Raw genomic sequence first — 22,454 nt, 5'->3', positions numbered from 1 at the left:
GTTTCAGTACAGATATGCAATGCATTTGCATCCGAATAACAGCAACTAAGTCAAGGTTAATGCTAATACTTAAAATGGCGCCAGACTTCGCCCACTGACATTGACAGATTTTTCGCTACGCACCAAACCACTGCTAAATTGACGTTTGCGCTCGCCCAATACCACTTCAATTTTGGCTTTAAAATAATGGGATTGCACACCCAATAAACTTGTAAATTCATTGCGTATCGCGCTATCGACAGCTTGAAAGCCATCTAACTCCCACAAAGCATTTACATTGCTAAAGTGCTCTAAATTGGCATTACGACGATCAAGTAGATTTTGCACAGCAACCACATCCAATTTTTCATCAAAGCTCGCCAAAACTAAAGCAGGTGCGGTATTAATATTGATAGTGGTATCTCGTTTTGGCAAGGCACTCACATAAGGTGCAATTTGCTGATACTTCGCACCTTCAAAACCACGGACTTGTTTTAATTCTTCCGCACTATGAAACAAGCTATTGGGCGGTAAATAAGGAATTGGCAAACCTTGGTAATAACTCGACTCTGCACCCATAGCACCACTCGGTTCATCATCTGCATCTTGCCAATCAATCACAGCTTCACTTAATTGCGCAGGTAGCCCAACACGCTGCAATAATTTTTCAAAATATTTTTTTGCTTTTTCGTTTACTTGATCTTCGGTTGTCAGCAAACTATTTAAATTAAATTTCCCTGACTCATCTTGCAGCACGCCCGATACATAACCATCTTCGACTGGAAATGGCGGCATCGGTTTTGCCCAGTTCTCTTGTAAGTGATCAACTTGGCCTGCATTTTCAGCATCATCTTGCAGTAATTCTGCAAAAAATACTTCAGCACTTTTGGCATATAACAATGCCTGATTTTGACGCATCAAATAGGCGGTATTTTCACTGGTGTACATTTGCCGCTTGGCAATGGTCGCTGCCAAAATCGTAGCTAAGGCAACCAACATCAAAATCGTAATCAAGGCGATGCCTTGTTGTGATTTGATGATGCTACCTAAGCGCTGAGTCGATTTTGAATACATTGCCACTGTGCCTTTAATTGTCTTTCTTCTTTAAAAAATCAGTCTGCAATAAGCTAAATATCCATTCGTATTGCACGTCACGCACGGTTAAATTTATTTTTATTCCTTTCGGGAGTAGCCTTAATTGTTCAGTTTGCTGCGAATCGACACTGCTTTCAGGCCAACTGCTCAATTCATTTGGATTCAAAACCATAATCTCAAAGGCTTCGACTTCATCCAACATCACGCTCGACTCAGGCTGATCATTGCCCGTTTGATGCAAATTACGATATTTTAAACGATACAATTTTTTTTCATCGGCACGATATTGATATTCAACACGCTCATGGGGTGAAATACTCTGCTGCAAAGGATCGGTCACCCCTGTTTTACTGAAATTAAAACGTCCATTTTGTAAAACCAAAGCAGGTTGTTGCTGCCCTTTGACATTGGCCGTTAATGGAACAGCCTGCATCGTGTCACGTAATATTTGTTGATAGCTTTCTTGCAACTGTTCTAGATTGGCTTCATGCATCGCATTGCGATCTTTGACTTTGGCGAGATAATCAAATACTTTCCAACCCAAAGCAGACAGCACTGCAAAAATTGCAATAGCGACTAGCAACTCAACTAAAGTGAAGCCTTTCTTTGTACTCATGATTGCTGCTCACGGGCATTAAAAAACACCAAAGAAGTCACTCCTGCTTCAACTTGTCCTGTGTCTTGATTATATAAACTGATTTGAAGATCGACACGTTGCACATTCGGACTAATGGTTGGCTGTGTGGACTTGTCAATTTGCCATGTTTCGCCCTGTTGTGTCACTTGCTTTGACTCTGTTCCACTTAACCATTGCCGATTCATTTCCATCAATGCCACTTCATTCAAAGCCACAAATTGTGCTTTGGTTCTTAAAATTGCATTGGCGGTGGATTGGGTATATTGCATCGCCACTTTGGTCATTGCCATAGCTACTGTTGCAAAAATTGCCAAAGCCACCATAACTTCAAGTAGTGTAAATCCTTTAGCTTTCATGGATTTTTCCTAAATGATCGACCTCTATTTCCGCACCTACAGGACGCTGTTCTAAATAGAACTGAATACGCACAGGTTTGGCTTCACCATTGCCCAGCCAAATCAGTGCGGGTGCATTACCTTGCAGCAACTCACTATTGTTAGCATTCGGATAGCTTTGTTCTAAAGATAAAATTTGGATAGAAACTTGTTCAGGCAACGTTCTGCTTTTAAATTCGCCATAGTTTTGCCATTTTTGATTATTTTGCAGGGTTAATTGTTGTTCTGAAGCATAAGGCTGATATTCCAGTACATCATATCGCGCAGGTGAAACATCGGTTGCTTGATGCAAATTGAGTGCAAAAATACGCGCTTGATCATTGGCTTCACGATTCAGTTTACGCAAATCCAATAAAAACACTTCCCGCGCCTGCATGGCTTTACGCTGATCAACACCACCGATATTCATTAAAACCAGCGATGCCATAATCGCCATAATGACTATCACCACCATCAATTCAATGAGCGTAAAACCGCGAACCGAAGATAGTGGTGTGTCCATAGCGTATTAATTCAATTGCTCGAAAGATTGTGCTTGTTTGGGCATCGCCAACGCTTGATCGATATAGGCCACACGTAAAGTATCCCGGGAACCTAAATAACGCTGATAGAAACTTGAGTTTAAAATGGCTGCCGCACCATGCGTAAGTGCCCAAATTGAAGCCAGATAATCACGCACTTCCATGTGACTATTAATAGATTCCAAATATTGTTCAGTCATACGGATAATGATGCGTAATCGGCTTTTACGAACCTGATATAGTTCACTAAACAACAAGCCAATGCCAACACCCGTTGTAGAAAGGCGTTCTTCAATTTGATGAAAAAGCACAGTACGTTCAGGATGATGTAAGTGATGCAGCATAAAAAATGCTAGATGTTCAGGAAACTGTTTTTCCGCATCTTTAATCATTTCTAGCAACATGCGCTCATTACGAATAATAAGCAACATATATAGTTCATCTTTACTTTGAAAGTGTTTATATAGAGTACCTTTGGCCAAATCCAGTTCTGCTGCCAAAGCATCAAGGGTCATTCCTGCTTCACCATTTTCCAAAAGCAACTGCTCTGCCACTTGGAAAATTAACGTTTCTCTTGCTCGAAACTGAGCCTGACGATCCATCTTCACCCGATAAACTCTCTTTTCACTATTCAATCAATGGAAATTTTTAATATCACCAGAACATTAAATTTTTGCATCATTCCACTATGCAAATTAATGTCCTTTGAGCAGGTTTTCAAAGTTTTGTGTTGTTATGAAAGCCATTTCCTCTAAGGACTTATCATATACATCACTTAGGGCTTTGGCTACATACGGAACGTATTTTGGCTCATTTGTCTTACCGCGATATGGCACAGGTGCCAAATATGGACTATCAGTTTCAATTAAGACACGGTCTAAAGGTACTTGCTTAGCCACATCACGTAAATCTTGTGCATTTTTAAAGGAAACAATGCCTGAAAACGACACATAATAACCGCAATCTAACACCGCTTTGGCGGTTGCCCAGTCTTCAGTAAAGCAATGTAATACACCATGTGTCGATTTTTCTGCACGGATAATATCTACCGTATCTTGCTTAGCAGCACGGGTATGTACCACCACAGGTTTTTTTACAGCTTGTGACGCATGAATATGCCGTGCAAAACAGGCTTTTTGCTCTGCGACAAAATCGGTACTGTGAAAATAATCTAGACCTGTTTCGCCCAAAGCCCAGACTTTGTCTGCTTGTGCCAAAGCAATCAGTTGCTCGGTGGTGGCGCGTGCCATATTTTCAGCGTTTTCACAAGGATGCACACCCACGCTATAACCGACATCGGCATGACGTGCTGCAATTTTTGACAATGCAATATGATCGTCTAAATCGACAGAGATACCCATAATTTTAGACACCCCCGCTAGGCGTGCCTGAGCAATTGCTGCGTCTAAGTCACCATCATAAGGGCTTAAATCCAGCATCGTTAAATGACAATGTGTATCTACAAACACGATTTTTTCCTAAAAGCAAACAACCTACATAGTGTAACTGTTACGGTTGTCAGACTTAAGCCCCGCAAGGATTCTTTCGGCTTCAGATTTGTAATAAACGCCTTTTTCACCGCTCAGTTGAATGCCAAAGCCCTGCAATTTAATGCCATTTTGCTTTTGCGAAATCCAGATGACTTTTCCTGTAAGTGGAATTTTTTGTGATTGTTCAGGCAAAGTTGCAAGTACGAAGATTTCTTCACCCATTTTTACAGGTTGTTTTGAGGGTACAAATAAGCCACCACCCACAACGTATGGCATATAACTTAAATATAGCGTTTCGACATCAGGAATATTGGCCTGAATAATACCGCCCATACGTGGTTGCATCATGTTCCCCTTAAATATTCATTAACTTAATACATAGCTGATCAAGCACCAGATTACTTTGCACGTTTTGCTCAAGCATTGGCTTGGCTTGCTGTAATTCTGCATATAAACCAAACAGACTTTCCAAGTCATATTGTTCAGCCAAATGCTGCAAAGCGGTGCTTAAATCCAAATTTTTAATGCTTTGATTTAGCTTGACACAAATTAAATCACACAACAAGTATTCAAACATCTGACTAAAATCAGTAAAGCTCAGCGCCTTGTTCCACTTGGTTGCGATTGCCAGCGGCATATTTTTTTGCGTCACCAGTTTATACCAGTCTTTGAGAAAATCTGTACGCTGTTCTAGCCATTCCACCTGAGCCAACTGTAAAGCCTGCAACGGCATTTGATTAGATAAATTCATCAATAATTGCTGCTTTTCCGCATCTACATCAGGTAAATGTTGCTGCAAATATGCCGTAGCCTGTGCAGCATCAATCCGGTCTAAAGCAAAGTGCTGTAAACGACTGCGAATGGTTGCAGGCAATTTAAGATAATGATCTGCCAGCAAAATAATCACGATGCGATCACCCGGTTCTTCGAGGGTTTTCAACAACGCATTGGAAGATGCAATATTTAAGGCTTCAGCAGGTTCAATCACAATCACCCGCCAGCCATCTACCGTTTGCTGGACAAAAGGTAATAAATCACGGATCTTCTCGATCTTAATTTTCGCGTTTTGCTTTTTATTCTCTTCATCGGTGCTGATATAGACATAATTTGGATGTGTATCTGATTTTAACCACTGACAACTACTACATTCACCACAAGGCTGTGATTGCACATCACGCTGCTGGCACAAAATCCAAGCCACAAATTGCTGTGCGAAGGCTTCTTTACCACAACCCTGTTTGCCAAAAAATAACAAACCATGCCCCATTTTGGGAAATCGCCCTGTCAGGTTTTCCCAAACTTGTTGCTGCCATGGATATACTTGTCCAATTACATCACGTTGCATGGTAGGTATTTCACTTACTCAAAATGCGCAATATCCATTGCATTCAAACGGTCTAAGTCTGCTTGGGTATCTACACCCGGTGGTAAATTGGCTTCTGCAACTGCAATGGCAATACGATGTCCATTTTCCAATACACGCAATTGCTCTAGGCTTTCCAGCTTTTCCAATGTTCCCATTTCCCAAGTCACATATTCTTGTAGCAATTCCACACGGTACGCATACAAGCCTAAATGACGATAAGCATGTGCATGCAATTGTGGTGTCGCTGCTTTTGCACCATCGCGGTCATAAGGAATCGTGGCACGGCTAAAATACAAAGCCTGATTGTGTTTAGACATGACCACTTTAACAATGCTGTCGCGAGTAAATTCATCTAGTTGCTGAATCGGCTCACATAGCGTAGACATCGAGCATTCAGGTTGAGCTTCTAACAACTGCGCCACTTGTTGCACCAATTGCGCAGGCAAAAGTGGCTCATCGCCCTGCACATTGACGATAATATCGTTTTTATCCCAACCTTTAATGCGCGCCACTTCACTTAAACGATCTGTACCTGATGGATGGTCTGCCGAAGTCAGCACTACATCTACACCTTCGGCACGGCATAATTCTGCAATACGAGCATCATCGGTCGCCACACACAAGTCATCAAAACCTGCCACTTTTTTTGCCTGATCAACCACACGTAAAATCATGGCACGACCATGAATTTCCAGTAAAGGTTTGCCTGGCAGGCGTGAACTAGCATAACGTGCAGGGATAACAATGTGCTTCATAATTTTCCTTATCATGGTCTTTCAGGCAGGTTTAAACCCAATTGTTTCAATTGTTGATGTAAGGTGACATAGCAGGCCGATGACAATACTGCATCTACAGGTACAACCCAAATTTCACGCTGAAAATCTGGATATTGTTTTAACAGAGGCAATAACTTTACTGCATCTTTTTCTGTGGTAATAATCGGTTGCGAATCTTCAAACTGCAAATCGGTAATTTCATAGTCATGGTGGTCTGGAAACTCATGGCATTGAAATTGGGTCACACCCATCGACTCTAAAGTTTTATAAAACCGCTCAGGAAAGCCAATGCCCACGACAGCATAAAAATTTTGGGTCGGATCAAAAATTAATTCTTGTGCGGGATGCAATAAGTATGGCGCTGCAACGGCCAAATGCATATTTAATTCAGAACTCGGTTGCGCTGCATGTTCAATCACCGTGGCATGCTCTAATCGAGATTTTGGTTCACGCAAATAACCTTCGGGCAATATTTTCTCGTTACCCAAACCACGATTATTATCTAAAACAATCCATTCCAATTGACGGTTTAAAGCCAAATGCTGCAAACCATCATCACTAATAATTAAATCCAATTCATGCTGTGCAAGTAACAATTCAATACTTTTTTGACGATTTGGCCCCACAGCCATCGGTACGCCTGTAGATTGCACAATCAAAGTCGGTTCATCGCCCACTACGTCAACATTAGCGTCAATGCTGACATAGGCTGGAAATGGGCCTTTTCCGCCATAACCACGGCTAATCACGCCAACACGAACATCTAAACTTTGTAGATATTTGACCAAGTGAATCAGCAAAGGGGTTTTGCCGCTGCCACCCACAGTAATATTGCCAATCACCATCACAGGTACGGGCGCGGTATAAGCGGTTTTAATACCTGAACGATATAAATTTTGATTGAGCAAACTCACACCACGGTACAATAAAGACAAGGGTCTAAGCACAACCAGCCATTTGGCCTGTTGCTGCCAAGCGTCCTGAATAAATTGTGCCAAAGCCATGAGTTAATGTTCCTCGAAGTTACGTTGATGCAACTGGAAGTACGCGCCTTTTTGCGCTATGAGTTCCTGATGAGTTCCTTGTTCTAAAATACGCCCCTGATCCATCACCACAATACGGTCAGCATTTTCAATGGTAGATAAACGGTGTGCAATGACAATGGTGGTACGGTCTTGCATGGCCGCATCAAATGCACGTTGAATAAAGTATTCAGATTCATTGTCTAAAGCACTGGTGGCTTCATCTAAAATTAAAATCGGTGCATTTTTCAAGATTGCACGTGCAATGGCAATACGCTGTCGCTGACCACCCGACAAATTCAAACCTTGCGCACCTAATGCTGTGTCGTAGCCTTGCGGTAAAGCCATAATAAAGTCATGTGCATAAGCCGCTTTGGCTGCAGCAATCACTGCTTCATCACTCGCACCTTCAAGCTGACCATAGGCAATATTTTCACGCACTGTACGGTTAAACAATACCACTTGCTGATTGACCATAGCAATTTGTGAACGCAGGCTATTCAGCTCAATGTCACGAATATCATGCTGATCAAACAAAATTTGCCCTGAAGATACTTCCTGAAAACGTACCAACAGATTGACCAATGAGGTTTTACCCGCACCTGAACGACCGACCAAAGCCACTGTCTCGCCTGCTTTGACATCTAGATTGAAATCATGAATGGCATGGTGTCCATCGGAATACACCAAATTCACATTTTTAAATTGCAAATTGCCTTTTAGGTCTGGTGTAAGCGTCCCGTGATTGTCTTCTTCAGGCATATCGAGCAATTCAAAAACCGAATGCGCTGCTGCCAAACCGCGTTGTAATTTTTCATTAATATCGGTAAGGGCTTTAATTGGTTTGCTCAACATACCTGCGGCAGTAATGTAGGCTACAAACTCGCCTGCTGAAATATCACGTAGAATTTCTGGGCGTAAGGCAATCCAGATAATAATTGCCAAAGCAATGGACATAATGAACTGCACCACAGGGCTGTTCAATTGCTGCACTGCCACCATCTTTAAACCACGACGCAGGTTTTCTAAAGAGTTTTCTTTAAATCGGCTTTGTTCATAGGTCTGACCACCAAAACCTTTGACGACCAAATTACCATTCACCGTTTCTTGCACCACGTGGTTTACATCCCCCATGGTGTCTTGTACTTGAATAGATAAACGACGCATGCGTTTTGCAGCTTTACGAATCAGCAAGCCAATTAATGGGCCAAATACCAAAATACAGAGGGTCAAACGCCAGTTGGTATACAGCAAATAGCCGAGCAAGCCGAGTGTAATCAAACCCTGTTGTACCAATGTACGCAGCGATTCTGTAGATGCAGCGGTCAACTGCTCTACGTTATACATAATTTTGGCAGTAATGTGCCCACTGGTATTATCTAAGTAATACTGTGCAGGTAAACGCAGCAATTTAGCAAAGACTTCCTGACGGATATTGAATACCAAATTACGTGAAATCACTGCGGTATAGTAACCGCCAATAAAAGTTCCCAAACCACGGAAAAACATCAGTGCAATGACTAATAGCGGAAATAGTGTGGTGAAAGATTGGTCACGCTCCTGAATGGCATTAATAATTTTTTCCAAGAGTTTTGCCACAGATACTTCTGTGGCTGCATTAATGGCGAAACCGATAATCACCAAGATTGCCAAGCCCCAAAATGGGAGCAAATATCTCAGAAGACGGCGATAGACCTGTAAATCCTTCTTCACTAATAACCTCGAGTTGGGACTTTCGTACTGATATTGATGTTGACGAAACCAAGTTGTCCTGCGACATCCATCACTCGAATCACATCTTGATGAGTGGCTTTGGCATCTGCAGCAATGATAAACATTAAATCACGTCGATCTTGAGAAATTTGTTTAATTGCTGTGCTTAAATCTGCCACTTCCTTAGTCGAAAGTGCCTGACCATTGACAGAATAATGCCCTGAAGAATCTACCACGACTTCAATTTTATGTTCATAAGATTTTGGTGGTACGCCTTGCGCATCTGGCAAAGTTAAATTCATACGGCTAAATTGGTTAAATGTGGTCGAAAGCAACAAAAACACCAAGATGAACAGTAAACAGTCAATCATTGGAGTCAGGTTAATATGAATATCTTCAACTTGCGAGCGTTTGAATTTCATAAACTCACCTTAGCTTACTTTTTTCACATCTTGCACATCCGCATCAAGCTGATGAGGTTGACTCTGATGAAATAATCCTGCGTGAAACAAAGTCGCTTGCTGCTCTAACTCAGCAGTATATTCTTGCACCAAACGCTGAAAATAACGATAGGCAAATAAGGCTGGAATTGCAATTAACATACCTGCAGCAGTGGTAATTAAGGCTTTAGAAATCCCTGGAATCATTAAGGTTGGATTACTTGCACCCACATCAATCACTAAAAATGATTCAATAATCCCAAGCACTGTACCCAATAAACCCAATAATGGCGCAACTGCACTGAGCGTACCCAAGAAGTTGATATTTTTTTCTAAATAACCAATTTCTTGTGAAGCTGTCGCTTCCATTTGTGCACGCGCATAGTGTTCTGATTGTTGTTTGTTACGCGCACCCGCCTCAAAAATACGGCCTAATGTACTGTTTTTTAAGTTGGCACTTTGATTCAGTTGTTGCAACACAGTCGCTAAACTTTGCCCGCGGTTGAGCAACAACGCATTGGGCAAAATACCTGCTCTCTTTAAACGCATAAAACGCTCAATGGTAATTGCAACGGTAAATACCGAGCACAATACCAACGGCAGCATCAGCCAGCCACCTGCTTTTACCAATTCCCACATTCGCTTTTCCCCAATAAAATACGAATTAAAATTAATCGGACAGGCAAATATTTAAAATACCATCCAGCTCTTCCAGAGAGTGATAACTGATGGTCAATTTGCCCTTACCTTGCTTGTTATAATCAATTTTAACATCTGCACTAAAACGCTCAGAAAGACGTTGCGTGAGTTGTTGAATATCAGGCGCAATAGCCGTTTTCGGCTTTTCTTGTTTTGGCGCATTAAAGTCACGTACCAACTGTTCGGTTTGACGTACCGATAAATTCTTTTCAATTACATGCTGCGCGACTTTGAGCTGATCTTTAGCTTTCAAAGTTAAAATAGCACGTGCATGACCCATATCTAGCAAGCCTTGCTGCATCAACTCTTTAACAGGCTCAGCCAAAGTGAGTAAACGCAATAAATTACTGACCGTGGTACGTGCTTTACCTACTGTTTCGGCAATTTCTTGATGACTCAAGCCAAACTCATCGTGAAAGCGTTGCAGCGCCATTGCCTGATCAATCGGATTAAGATCTTGGCGCTGAATGTTTTCAATTAATGCCAAAGCAATCGCGACCTGATCGGTCAAATCACGCACAATTGCTGGAATTTCAGTTAAACCAGCCAACTGTGCAGCACGCCAGCGACGTTCACCTGCAATAATTTCATAAGGATGTAGTTCGTCATCAATAGGACGAATCACAATTGGCTGCATTACACCATGTTTTTCAATAGATGCCGCCAGTTCCTGCAAATCTTGTTCTTGAATAAAACGACGCGGTTGATATTCACCACGTTTTAATAAATTGACATCAATTTGTTTGAGCTGACCATGATCTAAAGATTGCACTTCAAGTTGTAATTTTTCTTTCTGGATTGACCCCAATAAGGCATCCAAACCACGACCTTTGGCTAATCCGCGTTTTTTTGTGGTCATGCTTTACTTCCTTTTTTCACTTTGCTTTTTTTCAACATTTCAGCTGCTAAATTCAGGTAGGCAACTGCACCCTTCGAGCTTTTTTCAAAATAAATGACGGGTAAACCGTGTGCAGGTGCTTCTGCCAAGCGTACATTACGCGGAATCACGGTATCGTATAATTTTTTACCAAAATAGTGCGATAATTCTTCAGACACGTCACGGGTTAAGGCATTGCGCGCATCATACATGGTGCGTAATACACCAATAATTTCTAAATCAGGATTGAGTGCTTGTTGAATACGGTCAATGGTTTGCGTCAGGTCAGCCAAACCTTCAAGTGCATAATATTCGCACTGCATTGGAATGATTACACTTTGCACTGCTGCTAAAGCGTTTACTGTAATTAAGCTTAAACTTGGTGCACAGTCGACAATAATATAATCAAAGTCTTTGGCAACTTCTTGCAAGGCATTGCGCAAAATAAACTCACGCCCCTCTTGCTCAGCAATCACCAATTCAACCCCAGCCAAATCACGATTGGCACCCAAAACTTTATAACCAACTTCTGCCTTGCTAATTGCAGTTTCAATCGGCACTTCGCCCAACAATACATCGGTCACTGAATACAGCAAATCATTTTTTTGAATGCCTGAACCCATGGTGGCATTGCCTTGTGAGTCCATATCGACCAATAAAATGCGCTTTTTCAAAACAGCCAAAGATGCTGCCAAATTTACTGCGGTTGTGGTTTTTCCGACACCACCTTTTTGGTTCGCAATCGCAATAATTTGTGCCATGATCACCCAAGTCCTTTGAAAATTAGATACGTTTTAATAAAAGTAAATGACGTTGTTCGTCTAAGCGCGGAACTTTAAGCTCGATAATTTCACAGCTGAATTCATCTTTCAATGCCTCTACTTCATCGGCAGGAATCAAACCTTTCATAGATGCAATAATACTTTGCTCATGCATAAATGGTTTTGACGCGGCTACAAAGTCAGTTAAAGATGCAAAAGCACGACTGGTAATTACATCAAACTGACCTAACTCGCGGATGCTGTCTTCATTTTCAACACGGGTCTGAACTGCCACGACGTTTTTCAGTTTTAAATCGGCAATAAACTGTTTTAAGAAACGAATCTTTTTACCATTCGAGTCCAATAACACGCAATCGCGCTCAGGCTGACACAAGGCAATAATCATGCCCGGCATACCACCGCCAGTACCAATATCCAGTAAACGACCTGCAGGCAAATCTTTGAGGATGCTCAGACTATCTAGCAAATGCTTCACTAGCATTTCTTTCGGGTCACGAATTGCAGTGAGGTTGTACGCTTTGTTCCATAGCACCAAAGCATCTTGGTATTTGAGTAATAAATTTAAAGCCTCATCACTGAGCTCTAAACCTAAAGCCTGACTACCTTGCTTGAGTTCCTGAAAAAACGAATGCATCACAATTCACATCTCGAAAAAGTTAATGGAAGTATACCGATTTATAGTTGCAGTCATAGGGGCGAATGCTTAGTGAATATGCACTTAAGCGTACACACCCTGCTGAATTTGTTGATCTAGCGTATTTAATCGTTCAGGAGTGCCAACATCCACCCAAACGCCCTGCAATTTCTGTGCAGAAATTTTTTCTTGCTGCATGGCTTGTTTCAACAATGGCGCTAGTGGACGCTTGCCCGATTCTAAACCAACAAACATTTGTGGATGCATCACCGCGACCCCACTGTAAGTCAGATTTTCACCTGACTGTGCTTGCTCAAAGGTATAAGCCTTATTTTCAGACAAGGTAAAATCACCTTGTGGATGCTGCACGGGATTTTCAACCAAAACTAAATGTGCCAAGTCGTCTTGAAGCTGCAGATTTAATAGTGGCGCGAAATCCATAGTCGTCCAGACATCACCATTCACCAATATAAAAGGCGCATTGCCTAATAATGGCAGCGCATTGATGATTCCACCTGCTGTTTCCAAGCCTTCTCCTTCATGCGACCACAAAATTTTCACACCAAATTGCGAACCATCGCCCAAAGCATCTGCGAGTTTTTCACCTAGCCATGCGGTATTGATAACAATTTCCTGCACACCAATTTTTTGCAATTTTTCGATGTGCCACACAATTAAAGGCTTACCACCGACTTCCAATAATGGCTTAGGCGTATGCAACGTTAAAGGACGCATACGATTACCCATGCCCGCAGCAAGAATCATGGCTTTCATTTAGGCAACCACCTCATACTGACCATATTTGGCTGTAAATTTTGGCATTACTGTATTGTGAATGAATTGCATAAATGGTTGTAATTCAGGATATGGCTTGCTTTCTTCAAGCAAATACCACATTACTCTAGGTAGATCTTTGAGATAACCCGACTTACCATCACGTTCAAACAAACGCACAAAAATACCTAAAATTTTGATATGGCGCTGAATTGCCATCATATCGGCATCTTTTTTAAATTGCTCAAAGTCACGATCTTGCTTAGATGCTGCTGGCAACAAGTCATAGAACATTTTAAACCAGCGATACACACGCTCAGCATTCCACTGTACATACGCATCTCGTGTAATTGAAATCAGGTCATAGGTGTCTGCACCAATCACAGCATCCTGAAAATCAATTACTCCTAACTCTGCATCATCATTAATTTTCATTAAGTTACGACTATGAAAATCGCGATGCACAATCACTTGTGGCTGCGCCAAAGCAGCATTTGCCAAAATCGCAAATGTACGTTTAATTAATGCACTTTCTTCAACCGTTGGCTGAATCTGTAAAGCGGGCAATAACCAGTCGGTGAGTAGTTCCATTTCACTGATCAGTTTGTCATACGAATATTCAGGGAAATGTGCCGTACCATCAATCGCTTGTAATTGAATAAGTTGCTTAAAGCACTGTGCATAATAGTCATCTACTGTGTGTTCATTTAATAAGGTCGATAACAGCACATCACCAAAATCTTCCAACAACAAAAAGCCTTGTGTCAGGTCTTTGGCCACAATTTTGGGCACACGCACCGCATTGGCAGCAAAAAATTCATCAATCGTGACAAAAGGACCACAATCTTCTTTTTCTGGTGGTGCATCCATGAGCATAAATGTTTTATTATTCAATTTGATTCGTGCGTAACGACGGAAACTTGCATCGCCTGCTAAAAAATGAGTTTCAAATTGATCTGAACCAAGTACAGATGTTATCCATGTTTGTATCAATTGTTCGCGTTGTGTATTCATTTGCAATAAATTCTAATACAGGCTGAGTTTTTAAAGTGTTAAGTGTAGCTACTTCTGCGCTTTTTCTCTATGATGCGACAATAATTAATTGCGATTAAGCACTCTTGGTTGATGAGATAAATGAAGCATCAGTTTAAATTTAATCCTTTAGCGACTGCGGTCTTAACTCTGTTATGTGGTCACTCTGTTTCCAGTTATGCACAGACAGCAGATCAGGCTTCATCGGTCAGTCATATTGACAACCAACGGCTTAAACAAAGTATTCAAGAGACTTACCCAGGTCAGCAATTCTTTGAGCAATATTATGTTGATAAAGCAACGCCCGAAGCGCAACAACAATTTGGTAACACAGCCAGCTCGGCTTATTGTAAAGGTGCTTGGCTGACACCTATCAGTTCAAATACAGTTGCTGTAGACGCTGCAGAAGCAACCTCTACCGTTACTGCCGATTATGGTCACTATGACCCAAATGGCGATTCCGTCTTAGAAGGCAATGTCCTGATTGACCAGCAAGGCCGTCAAATTCGCGCCGATAAAATTACCATTGATCAGACCCAAACCTTTGCCAAAGCCGAAGGTCGTGTTCAAATGGCACAAGCTGGTTTACTTGCGCAAAGTGATGAAATTAACTACAACCTTAAAACTCAGCAAGGCGATTTAAATAACAGTTTTTATATTGCTGAAGAACAGCATGCTCATGGCATGGCAGAAAAAATTGCACGTACCTCAACCAATACCATGGTACTCAATAACGCCACCTACAGCACCTGCCCGCCCGAGCAAGCGCCAACCTGGAAAATTCAAGCCAACGAAATTAAGCTCAATCAGGAAACTGGACGCGGTGAAACACGCGGTACAAAACTATATGTAAAAAATGTACCGGTCATGGCTGTGCCTTATTTTAACTTTCCGATTGACGACCGCCGCACGACAGGTATTTTGACCCCAAGTTTTGGTTTTACCAATGATGGTGGTGTCGAACTTTCTGTACCTGTGTATTTGAACCTAGCACCTAATTACGATGCAACCGTTAGCCCGCGTTATATTGGCGATCGTGGTGCAATGCTAGAGGGTGAATTCCGTTATTTAACTGAAAATTTTGGTTCAGGCCAAATCTGGGGTGGTTATTTAGCTTCAGATGCCAAATATGATGATCAAGACCGTAAAGACTTGCACTTTTTACACAACTGGCAAATTAACAATCAGTTTTCGACTAATCTTGAATACAACTATGCTTCAGACAAAGATTACTTTGCCGATTTAAATAATAACCCTAACTCCAAAACCGATCTTAATTTACGTCGTGCTTGGGAACTTAACTATCGCAATGGTATCCCTGGCTTAAAAGCTCAGCTCAAAGTTGAAGATTTCCAAACGCTGGATCAATCTATTGCCTATGAAAAACGCCCTTATGCACGTTTACCACAATTCTTGTTGAATTATAAAACAGGTAATCCTCAAGGTTTCCAAGTCGAGTTTAATAACGACACGGCTTACTTCAAAAAAGACATTGGTGCATTAGATGTAGGCGAACCAAGCGGCACCCGTATTTATAACGACTTTGCAGTGCGTTATAACTACCGCAATCCGTGGTCATTTGTTATTCCAGAAGTGTCTTTACGCAACATTAACACCGTCTATGACAAAGACACTCGAAATGCGTTGAATCAATATAACTCATCTAGTGAAAGTGAATCTGTCACTGTGCCACAATTTGCATTGGACACAGGGATTACCTTTGAAAAAAATGGTCGCTTCCTACAAACGATTACGCCACGTGCATTCTATGCCTATGCACCGTATAAAAATCAAAATGATCACCCTAACTTTGATTCTGCAACAGCATCAATCAATTATGATCAATTGTTCAGTCCAAACCGTTTCTATGGACATGACCGTTTAGAAGATAATAATTTCTTATCTTTAGGCTTAAGCTACAGCCTGTTTGATGAAATTGGTTTGGAACGTATTAAGGCAGGCATTGGTCAAAGTTTCTATTTTGAAGACCGCCGTGTCACACTAGAAAATACCAGCGATGATTTTGACACGCAAAGCCGTACAGGGCCAATTGTCAGCCTCACCAGCCAATTAAGCCAAAATCTCAGCATCGGTGCCAATGCTGCTTGGATGTCTAATGGCGACAATGCTCAGCGTAATGTAAATCTGCTTTACGCTGGCGATCAGGGTAACTTATATAACTTTGGCTATATTAACCGTCGTTATATTCCAAACCGCCAAGACCATTATGATCAAGTGGTTGCATCATTCATTCAACCCATTCACAACAACTGGCGTATTTTAGGTCACGCACAATATGACTTAGATAACAGTGTGGCACGTGAGTATTTACTGGGTGTAAATTACGAATCATGCTGCTGGGGTATTTCAGTCTATGGTCGCTCTTACTATAACGACTTGGACGATGTGACAGATGCAGGTGTTAAACCAAAACGTGCCATTATGGCAGAGCTAAATTTAAAAGGTTTAGGCAGTTTCAATAATAAACTTGCTTCTTTGCTTGAAAACCGTATTTTAGGTTTTAATAAAATTAATCAATCTTGGACACAACGTTAATGAAGACAGTACAGTTAAAACGATTTTTAAAAGCATCTACCTTGGCACTGAGCATGGCTGTTAGCCTGCCTGCATTTGCCGCTGCGAATGATCAAATTGTGGCTGTAGTTGACAATAGTGTCATTTTAAAAAGTGATTTAGCGCAAAGCGTGGTTGAACTTAAGCAACAGCTTGAAATGCCAAAGCGCCCTGTTCCACCTCAACAAATTTTAGAACAACAAGCCTTAGAGCAATTAATTGTACGTCAGGCTCAATTAGAACAAGTAAAACGCTATAACATTAAAGCTGATGAAAAATCCCTGAATGAAGCTGTGTTAAAAGTTGCACAGCAAAATGGAAGCAATAGCTTAGAGGCTTTTCAGCAAAAGTTAGATAAATCATCTCCTGGCAGTTATGCATTTTTACGTAATCGTATTGCAGAAGATTTGGCCATGAATCGTTTGCGTCAGCAAGTGGTGATGTCACGTATTCAAATTAGCGATCAAGACGTTGATAACTTTCTGAAAACCCCACAAGGTCAGGCCGCTTTAGGCAACCAAGTCCATATTTTGCATGTGCGTGTTTCAGGAAAAGAAAATGCAGCTCAGGTTGCGCAACAAGTCAAAGCTGAACTGGCGCAGAACAATGACATTCAAGCCATCAGTAAAAAATATACAGGCAACGGCATAACTGTTCAGTCTGCAGACATGGGCTTACGTAACTTGACCGATATTCCTGCAGAACTTGCTGCACGTATTACGCCATTAGATGTGGGGCAAACCAGTGAATTGATTGAAGTCCGTGATGGTATTCATGTCGTAAAATTACTGGAACGCAAAAGTACTGAGCAACGTGCACTAGTTCCACAATACCAAACTCGACATATCTTGATTCAGCCAAGTGAAGTAGTAAGCCCTGAAAATGCGAAACACATGATTGACAGTATTCACAACCGTTTAAAAGCGGGTGAAGACTTTGCAACCTTAGCTTCGACTTTCTCTAATGATGCTGGCTCTGCACGTGATGGCGGTAGTCTAGGCTGGGTGAATCCTGGCGTGATGGTGCCAGAATTTGAAAATCAAATGAAAAACACTGCAAAAGGTGAAATTAGCGCACCATTCCAAACCCAGTTTGGTTGGCATGTACTGCAAGTGACCGATACACGCCAGCAAGATATGACTCGTGAATACCAAGAACGTATGGCACGTCAAATACTAGGTGAACGCCAGTTTGATACTGAATTGGATAGCTGGTTACGTGAAACGCGCAACAATGCTTTTGTAGAAATTAAAGACCCAAGCTTAGACCGCAAGAAAAACTAAGCTTAAGTTTTCTGCTATTTCCAAAATTAAAACCAGTGTAGCAACACTGGTTTTTTATGCTTTTTTACCATATGCACTTCATCTTAGCCACTACCAAAATACGACTTTGATAAAAAAACCATAGACATAAAAAAACCTCTCATTTCGAGAGGTTTTTTAAGAAGATCAATTAACGGTTGTTATCGTCTTCTGAAGATTCTTCAAATTTAGAATCGTTGTCAAAACCGCCAGTTGCTTGACCGCCACCGAAGCCACCTTGACCACCGAAGCCACCTTGACCACCGAAGCCGCCGCCTTGACCACCGAAACCACCGCCTTGACCACCAAAGCCACCTTGACTACCGAAACCGCCACCTTGACCACCAAAGCCACCACCTTGACCACCGAAGCCGCCTTGACCACCAAAGCCACCACCTTGACCACCGAAGCCACCGCCTTGACCGCCAAAGCCAGCGCCTTGACCACCAGCAGGTGCACCAGCAGGACGTGGATTACGTGCAGGAACAACTGTAGAAATTGCATGTTTGTAAACCATTTGGCTTACCGTATTTTTTAATAAAACAACATACTGGTCAAAAGATTCAATATGGCCTTGTAGCTTAATACCGTTCACAAGGAAGATAGAAACAGGAATACGTTCTTTACGGAGAGAATTCAAGAACGGATCTTGTAAAGTTTGACCTTTAGACATGTTATAACTCCAAAAATAATTAAAAATCAGCGCAAAAACTATCTCTATTTTTCAATTAAAAATTATAAAAAAGACAGTAGGTAAATTTTGCTTTATCCGTAACAGTTTCGCAAGTCTTCTTGAGCCTGCTTTATCGTAAAATATGTGTGAAATTTATGCGATTCTTGCAACGATCTGAGCCAAGTATATTGACGTTTCGCGAGTTGTCGTGTCGCGAATAGCGCCTTATCCTCCATTTCCTGCATTTTTTCGCGACTTTCATCACCGTTTTGCAAAAACTCTAAAGCTTGACGATAGCCAACTGAACGCATAGAGGGTAAATTAGCATCTAAATCGTAATTTTCAATAAGATGTCGCACCTCATTCAAAAAACCCATTTCCCACATAATCTCTAAGCGTTTTTGAATACGCTGATGTAATTCTACCCGATCAGGCATCAAGGCGTGGTTATGAAAAGTGTAACGATATGGTACATTTTTGGGTTGTTCCGCCTGAAGCTGGGTAATTGGCGTTCCTGTTAATTTATAAACTTCTAGTGCACGAATAATACGTTGTTTATCTGATACCTTAAATTTTTCACCCGCCAGTGCATCTACTGCACACAACTCTGCATAGACCGCTTCCCAACCTTCGCGTGCAGCTTTATCTTCAATTTCTGCACGGACGTCGTAATTGGCACTGGGTAAATTGGAAGATAGTCCTTCAAGCAAAGCTTTAAAATACAGCATGGTTCCACCCACTAAAATTGGGGTTTTGCCACGCGCGTGCATATCATCAATTAAGGCACAAGCATCTTCCACAAACTGTGCAGCAGAATAAACTTCAAGCGGGCTGATAATATCAATCAAATGATGCGGATAACGCGCCTGTTCCGCTTTAGTTGGTTTGGCTGTACCAATATCCATATCTCGATAAACTAGCGCAGAATCGACTGAAATCAGCTCAAAATGCCCCATTTCATACAGCTCACATGCCAAAGCAGTTTTACCGCTTGCAGTTGGTCCCATTAAATTGATGACCGGCAATTGATTTGACATGTAACGCTACTCTCCTCGAGCAAAAAGTTTATCTAGTTGTGCCAATGGAAAGGCACGCCAAGTCGGGCGACCATGATTACATTGGCTAGCAAATTCGGTTTGTTCCATTTGACGCAATAAGGCATTCATTTCAGAAAGACTTAACATCCGATGTGCACGTACTGCACTATGACATGCCATTCCCGCCAAAATATGATCACGCTTTTGCAGTAACGCCTGCGCTTCATCATTTGGGTCTAAATCATCAAGTAATTCAGGAATTAATTCGGCAAAATCTGCCTTATGCAAAATCGCGGGCACACCGCGCACAATGACCTGTTCATCGCCATATTGGTCTATTTCCAAGCCCAGTCGTGCCAATTGTTCTTTTAAATCATCCACCCGCATGGCTTGCATGCGGCTAATGCTGATAACTTTGGGGATCAGCAATTGCTGCGAAGTCCAAAACTCAGGTTTATCCCAAGCGGCTTTCATCTGTTGCAACACAATTCGTTCATGGGCGGCATGCATATCTACAATAATCAAGCCTTCACTGTTTTGCGCCAGAATGTAAATACCATGCAATTGCGCAATTGCAATGCCGAGCGGATGCTCATCCACCGCAGGTGTTGTGTTTGTTTGCGTAAGATTGGCTGAGTCTTGATCTAGATCACGTAAAGGCGCGAGATAGCTTTTTAAAGCATTGTTGAGCTGTTGCGAACCTTGATAATTACTCTGCACAGGTCGGTTATATTGAACTGTCTGCGGCTGACTCTGATTAAAATCGGTAAGTAACTCACTTCCCGCTTGTGAAGCAGGCTGCATCGTGTACGCATCTACTGCATCGTCAGCGGAATTGTAAGGATTTGCCTCGGCATGTTTGTGCAGTAAAAATTGTTCCTGATAACGCGGTTGCACCACATAAGGCGCAGCTTGTTCGATAGGATCGGCTTTCATGGCCGTAGCTAAATCTGCAGTTGCAGTTTGAAATTGCGCTAAGGTTTCTTTGGCGTAATGTCTTACAAACTCATGAACTTCTCGCTGATTTAAAAAGCGAATTTCATGCTTGGTCGGATGCACATTGACATCAATATTTTCAGGTTCTACTTCTAAAAATAGCAAATATGCAGCATGTTGATGTCCATGCAAAATACCTTCGTATGCCATACGCAAAGCATGGGAGATGGTCTTGTCTTTTACAATACGTCCATTCACATACACATACTGTAAATCGGCTTGTGAACGTGCATCGGAAGGATGCCCCAACCAACCCGATAAGCGCATGGTGACACTATCAGCATCAATCCAATAGGCATTTTCGACAAAGTTTCGTCCTAAAAGTTGCTGCACGCGCTGAAAACGCAATTCGCCACTGTCTGCAATGGGTAAATTCAGTTTAATGCTGTCGTTGTGTTCCAAAACAAAACGAATATCAAAATGTGTCAGCGCCAAACGACGGACAATTTCTTCAATATGTCCAAATTCTGTACCTGCTTTTTTCAGGAACTTACGTCGTGCAGGCACATTAAAAAATAAATCCTGCACCCGAATATGTGTGCCTTTTTGTGCAGCAACGGCCTGAATATCTTGATGGTCAAAGGCAGTGCCATTGACTTCAACCTGATAACCAACACCATCTTCAGTTTGGCTGCTGACCAAAGTCAAACGCGATACTGCTGCAATTGATGCCAGTGCTTCACCACGAAAGCCTAAACTGACAATAGCATGTAAATCATCAGCCGTTTGAATTTTACTGGTCGCGTGACGAGTCACCGCCAAAGGCAAATCTTCAGCATGAATGCCACGACCATTATCAATAATTTCAATGAGTGTACTGCCGCCTTGTGCCACCCGAATAATTAGCTCGGTTGCACCTGCATCAATGGAGTTTTCTAGTAGTTCTTTGACCACAGAGGCAGGACGTTCAATCACCTCACCTGCAGCAATTTGGTTGGCTAAGGCAGGTTCAAGCGTGTGGATCCGACGTAGATTTAACACATCATTAGGCATGATTAAATTGTTGCTCCAAAGCTTGTTGTAATGCAACCGAAGACGAACTTAGCGTTGCAGTACGGCTTAATTCATCTTCCGATTTTTTAATTTCAATGATCAGGTCTGCGGGCGGAATTTCATCGCCACCTTTTGATGGCCATTCAAATAAAAACAAGGCATTTGGGGTTTCTAAATAATCACGAATGCCCATCAGCTCTAATTCATAAGGATCATTTAAACGATATAAATCAAAATGAAAAATATCTTGTCCTTGTATTTGATAAGGTTCCACCAAGGTGTAAGTCGGGCTTTTAACCGCGCCCTGATGCCCCAAATGCTGTAGAAAATAACGCGATAAAGTGGTTTTTCCTGCGCCTAAATCACCAATTAAATAAATCACACCCGACCGAAAATGCGTTGCCAAAACCTGCGCCAGATTTTGGGTATCTTGCTCATTATTTAAAGCCAAATTAAATGAATACTGCATAACGCTCACGACATGATTCAAAAGACCAATTATGATAGCATCGCACTGCTTTAAAGCCTATGTACTGATGGATAAAACTGTGTAAATGTGGACAATTTATAACAAGTTTAGACAAGGCAATGAATCAAGATTATTAAGCTTAGCACCCAAACTGCTTAGGCTATTTTCAATATGATGAA

At 41.7% G+C, this 22,454-nt stretch carries 24 protein-coding genes; 2 read left to right on the top strand and 22 right to left on the bottom strand.

Annotated elements, in window-relative coordinates; translation table 11 throughout:
* Positions 1–69 precede the first annotated feature (69 nt).
* The 18 genes from gspK to FTV52_RS06360 all read right to left on the bottom strand — a co-directional run bounded on the left by gspK (position 70) and on the right by FTV52_RS06360 (position 14,214).
* On the bottom strand, positions 70–1,053 hold the full coding sequence (gspK, locus tag FTV52_RS06445) for a type II secretion system minor pseudopilin GspK (protein WP_179990281.1): 984 nt from the start codon (positions 1,051–1,053) through the stop codon (positions 70–72).
* Between the two features lie 13 nt (positions 1,054–1,066).
* Positions 1,067–1,690 carry a type II secretion system minor pseudopilin GspJ gene (gene gspJ, locus FTV52_RS06440; RefSeq protein ID WP_131261480.1) on the bottom strand — a complete coding sequence of 208 codons (624 nt, stop codon included), beginning with the start codon at positions 1,688–1,690 and terminating at the stop codon, positions 1,067–1,069.
* Complete coding sequence (gene gspI / locus FTV52_RS06435) at positions 1,687–2,067, bottom strand: type II secretion system minor pseudopilin GspI (protein ID WP_179990279.1); 381 nt, start codon at positions 2,065–2,067, stop codon at positions 1,687–1,689. The genes gspJ and gspI overlap by 4 nt, the downstream gene beginning before the upstream one ends.
* Positions 2,057–2,608, bottom strand: coding sequence for a Tfp pilus assembly protein FimT/FimU (locus FTV52_RS06430; protein ID WP_179990277.1), 552 nt, complete (start codon positions 2,606–2,608; stop codon positions 2,057–2,059). The genes gspI and FTV52_RS06430 overlap by 11 nt, the downstream gene beginning before the upstream one ends.
* A gap of 6 nt (positions 2,609–2,614) precedes the next feature.
* Positions 2,615–3,229: a TetR/AcrR family transcriptional regulator gene (locus FTV52_RS06425; RefSeq protein ID WP_004976797.1), complete on the bottom strand. Its 615-nt coding sequence runs from the start codon at positions 3,227–3,229 to the stop codon at positions 2,615–2,617.
* A gap of 93 nt (positions 3,230–3,322) precedes the next feature.
* Complete coding sequence (locus tag FTV52_RS06420) at positions 3,323–4,096, bottom strand: TatD family hydrolase (protein ID WP_004976800.1); 774 nt, start codon at positions 4,094–4,096, stop codon at positions 3,323–3,325.
* A gap of 24 nt (positions 4,097–4,120) precedes the next feature.
* Positions 4,121–4,462, bottom strand: a complete 342-nt coding sequence (locus FTV52_RS06415) for a PilZ domain-containing protein (RefSeq protein ID WP_026438361.1) — start codon at positions 4,460–4,462, stop codon at positions 4,121–4,123.
* A 10-nt stretch (positions 4,463–4,472) separates the two neighbouring features.
* Positions 4,473–5,462, bottom strand: a complete 990-nt coding sequence (locus FTV52_RS06410) for a DNA polymerase III subunit delta' C-terminal domain-containing protein (protein WP_131261482.1) — start codon at positions 5,460–5,462, stop codon at positions 4,473–4,475.
* 14 nt (positions 5,463–5,476) lie between these two features.
* Positions 5,477–6,238, bottom strand: a complete 762-nt coding sequence (kdsB, locus tag FTV52_RS06405) for a 3-deoxy-manno-octulosonate cytidylyltransferase (protein WP_004976805.1) — start codon at positions 6,236–6,238, stop codon at positions 5,477–5,479.
* 11 nt (positions 6,239–6,249) lie between these two features.
* Positions 6,250–7,263 (bottom strand): tetraacyldisaccharide 4'-kinase, encoded by a 1,014-nt coding sequence (gene lpxK / locus FTV52_RS06400; protein ID WP_179990275.1) that lies wholly within the window; start codon positions 7,261–7,263, stop codon positions 6,250–6,252.
* A gap of 3 nt (positions 7,264–7,266) precedes the next feature.
* Positions 7,267–8,994 (bottom strand): lipid A export permease/ATP-binding protein MsbA, encoded by a 1,728-nt coding sequence (gene msbA / locus FTV52_RS06395; protein ID WP_179990134.1) that lies wholly within the window; start codon positions 8,992–8,994, stop codon positions 7,267–7,269.
* Positions 8,994–9,416 (bottom strand): biopolymer transporter ExbD, encoded by a 423-nt coding sequence (locus tag FTV52_RS06390; protein WP_004976812.1) that lies wholly within the window; start codon positions 9,414–9,416, stop codon positions 8,994–8,996. The genes msbA and FTV52_RS06390 overlap by 1 nt, the downstream gene beginning before the upstream one ends.
* A gap of 9 nt (positions 9,417–9,425) precedes the next feature.
* Positions 9,426–10,073 (bottom strand): MotA/TolQ/ExbB proton channel family protein, encoded by a 648-nt coding sequence (locus FTV52_RS06385; protein WP_004976814.1) that lies wholly within the window; start codon positions 10,071–10,073, stop codon positions 9,426–9,428.
* 31 nt (positions 10,074–10,104) lie between these two features.
* Positions 10,105–10,992, bottom strand: coding sequence for a ParB/RepB/Spo0J family partition protein (locus FTV52_RS06380; RefSeq protein ID WP_131261484.1), 888 nt, complete (start codon positions 10,990–10,992; stop codon positions 10,105–10,107).
* Complete coding sequence (locus FTV52_RS06375) at positions 10,989–11,771, bottom strand: ParA family protein (protein ID WP_096901175.1); 783 nt, start codon at positions 11,769–11,771, stop codon at positions 10,989–10,991. Before FTV52_RS06375 ends, FTV52_RS06380 begins: the two co-directional genes overlap by 4 nt.
* A gap of 22 nt (positions 11,772–11,793) precedes the next feature.
* Entirely contained in the window at positions 11,794–12,426 is a 633-nt protein-coding gene (gene rsmG, locus FTV52_RS06370) for a 16S rRNA (guanine(527)-N(7))-methyltransferase RsmG (protein WP_131261485.1), read from the bottom strand.
* A gap of 84 nt (positions 12,427–12,510) precedes the next feature.
* Positions 12,511–13,200, bottom strand: a complete 690-nt coding sequence (gene murU / locus FTV52_RS06365) for an N-acetylmuramate alpha-1-phosphate uridylyltransferase MurU (protein WP_179990273.1) — start codon at positions 13,198–13,200, stop codon at positions 12,511–12,513.
* Complete coding sequence (locus tag FTV52_RS06360; protein WP_179990271.1) at positions 13,201–14,214, bottom strand: aminoglycoside phosphotransferase family protein; 1,014 nt, start codon at positions 14,212–14,214, stop codon at positions 13,201–13,203.
* A gap of 120 nt (positions 14,215–14,334) precedes the next feature.
* Between FTV52_RS06360 and FTV52_RS06355 the strand changes: the two genes are divergently transcribed.
* Together FTV52_RS06355 and FTV52_RS06350 are read left to right on the top strand one after the other, a co-directional pair.
* Positions 14,335–16,788, top strand: a complete 2,454-nt coding sequence (locus FTV52_RS06355) for an LPS-assembly protein LptD (RefSeq protein WP_179990269.1) — start codon at positions 14,335–14,337, stop codon at positions 16,786–16,788.
* Positions 16,788–18,089 carry a peptidylprolyl isomerase gene (locus FTV52_RS06350; RefSeq protein WP_179990267.1) on the top strand — a complete coding sequence of 434 codons (1,302 nt, stop codon included), beginning with the start codon at positions 16,788–16,790 and terminating at the stop codon, positions 18,087–18,089. The genes FTV52_RS06355 and FTV52_RS06350 overlap by 1 nt, the downstream gene beginning before the upstream one ends.
* Before the next feature lie 169 nt (positions 18,090–18,258).
* On the opposite strand, the gene hfq is transcribed toward FTV52_RS06350, so the two are convergent.
* From hfq to tsaE, 4 genes are all read right to left on the bottom strand, one after another.
* Positions 18,259–18,780, bottom strand: coding sequence for an RNA chaperone Hfq (hfq, locus tag FTV52_RS06345; protein WP_104851882.1), 522 nt, complete (start codon positions 18,778–18,780; stop codon positions 18,259–18,261).
* Positions 18,781–18,872: 92 nt separating this feature from the next.
* Positions 18,873–19,817 (bottom strand): tRNA (adenosine(37)-N6)-dimethylallyltransferase MiaA, encoded by a 945-nt coding sequence (gene miaA, locus FTV52_RS06340; RefSeq protein ID WP_167845959.1) that lies wholly within the window; start codon positions 19,815–19,817, stop codon positions 18,873–18,875.
* Between the two features lie 6 nt (positions 19,818–19,823).
* Entirely contained in the window at positions 19,824–21,806 is a 1,983-nt protein-coding gene (mutL, locus tag FTV52_RS06335; protein ID WP_154320806.1) for a DNA mismatch repair endonuclease MutL, read from the bottom strand.
* Positions 21,799–22,275: a tRNA (adenosine(37)-N6)-threonylcarbamoyltransferase complex ATPase subunit type 1 TsaE gene (gene tsaE, locus FTV52_RS06330; protein WP_096901184.1), complete on the bottom strand. Its 477-nt coding sequence runs from the start codon at positions 22,273–22,275 to the stop codon at positions 21,799–21,801. The genes mutL and tsaE overlap by 8 nt, the downstream gene beginning before the upstream one ends.
* Positions 22,276–22,454 lie beyond the last annotated feature (179 nt).

The organism is Acinetobacter sp. YH1901141 (genome assembly GCF_013416935.1).
GTDB classification, from domain to species: Bacteria; Pseudomonadota; Gammaproteobacteria; order Pseudomonadales; family Moraxellaceae; genus Acinetobacter; species Acinetobacter towneri.
This window is presented reverse-complemented; position numbering and strand designations above follow the sequence as displayed.

Excerpts from the sequence above, each read along its gene's own strand:
- gspK (WP_179990281.1), bottom strand. The coding sequence starts at position 1,053 with ATGTATTCAAAATCGACTCAGCGCTTAGGTAGCATCATCAAATCACAA.
- gspJ (WP_131261480.1), bottom strand. The coding sequence starts at position 1,690 with ATGAGTACAAAGAAAGGCTTCACTTTAGTTGAGTTGCTAGTCGCTATT.
- gspI (WP_179990279.1), bottom strand. The coding sequence starts at position 2,067 with ATGAAAGCTAAAGGATTTACACTACTTGAAGTTATGGTGGCTTTGGCA.
- FTV52_RS06430 (WP_179990277.1), bottom strand. The coding sequence starts at position 2,608 with ATGGACACACCACTATCTTCGGTTCGCGGTTTTACGCTCATTGAATTG.
- FTV52_RS06425 (WP_004976797.1), bottom strand. The coding sequence starts at position 3,229 with ATGGATCGTCAGGCTCAGTTTCGAGCAAGAGAAACGTTAATTTTCCAA.
- FTV52_RS06415 (WP_026438361.1), bottom strand. The coding sequence starts at position 4,462 with ATGCAACCACGTATGGGCGGTATTATTCAGGCCAATATTCCTGATGTC.
- FTV52_RS06410 (WP_131261482.1), bottom strand. The coding sequence starts at position 5,462 with ATGCAACGTGATGTAATTGGACAAGTATATCCATGGCAGCAACAAGTT.
- kdsB (WP_004976805.1), bottom strand. The coding sequence starts at position 6,238 with ATGAAGCACATTGTTATCCCTGCACGTTATGCTAGTTCACGCCTGCCA.
- lpxK (WP_179990275.1), bottom strand. The coding sequence starts at position 7,263 with ATGGCTTTGGCACAATTTATTCAGGACGCTTGGCAGCAACAGGCCAAA.
- FTV52_RS06390 (WP_004976812.1), bottom strand. The coding sequence starts at position 9,416 with ATGAAATTCAAACGCTCGCAAGTTGAAGATATTCATATTAACCTGACT.
- FTV52_RS06385 (WP_004976814.1), bottom strand. The coding sequence starts at position 10,073 with ATGTGGGAATTGGTAAAAGCAGGTGGCTGGCTGATGCTGCCGTTGGTA.
- FTV52_RS06380 (WP_131261484.1), bottom strand. The coding sequence starts at position 10,992 with ATGACCACAAAAAAACGCGGATTAGCCAAAGGTCGTGGTTTGGATGCC.
- FTV52_RS06375 (WP_096901175.1), bottom strand. The coding sequence starts at position 11,771 with ATGGCACAAATTATTGCGATTGCGAACCAAAAAGGTGGTGTCGGAAAA.
- rsmG (WP_131261485.1), bottom strand. The coding sequence starts at position 12,426 with ATGCATTCGTTTTTTCAGGAACTCAAGCAAGGTAGTCAGGCTTTAGGT.
- murU (WP_179990273.1), bottom strand. The coding sequence starts at position 13,200 with ATGAAAGCCATGATTCTTGCTGCGGGCATGGGTAATCGTATGCGTCCT.
- FTV52_RS06360 (WP_179990271.1), bottom strand. The coding sequence starts at position 14,214 with ATGAATACACAACGCGAACAATTGATACAAACATGGATAACATCTGTA.
- FTV52_RS06355 (WP_179990269.1), top strand. The coding sequence starts at position 14,335 with ATGAAGCATCAGTTTAAATTTAATCCTTTAGCGACTGCGGTCTTAACT.
- FTV52_RS06350 (WP_179990267.1), top strand. The coding sequence starts at position 16,788 with ATGAAGACAGTACAGTTAAAACGATTTTTAAAAGCATCTACCTTGGCA.
- hfq (WP_104851882.1), bottom strand. The coding sequence starts at position 18,780 with ATGTCTAAAGGTCAAACTTTACAAGATCCGTTCTTGAATTCTCTCCGT.
- miaA (WP_167845959.1), bottom strand. The coding sequence starts at position 19,817 with ATGTCAAATCAATTGCCGGTCATCAATTTAATGGGACCAACTGCAAGC.
- mutL (WP_154320806.1), bottom strand. The coding sequence starts at position 21,806 with ATGCCTAATGATGTGTTAAATCTACGTCGGATCCACACGCTTGAACCT.
- tsaE (WP_096901184.1), bottom strand. The coding sequence starts at position 22,275 with ATGCAGTATTCATTTAATTTGGCTTTAAATAATGAGCAAGATACCCAA.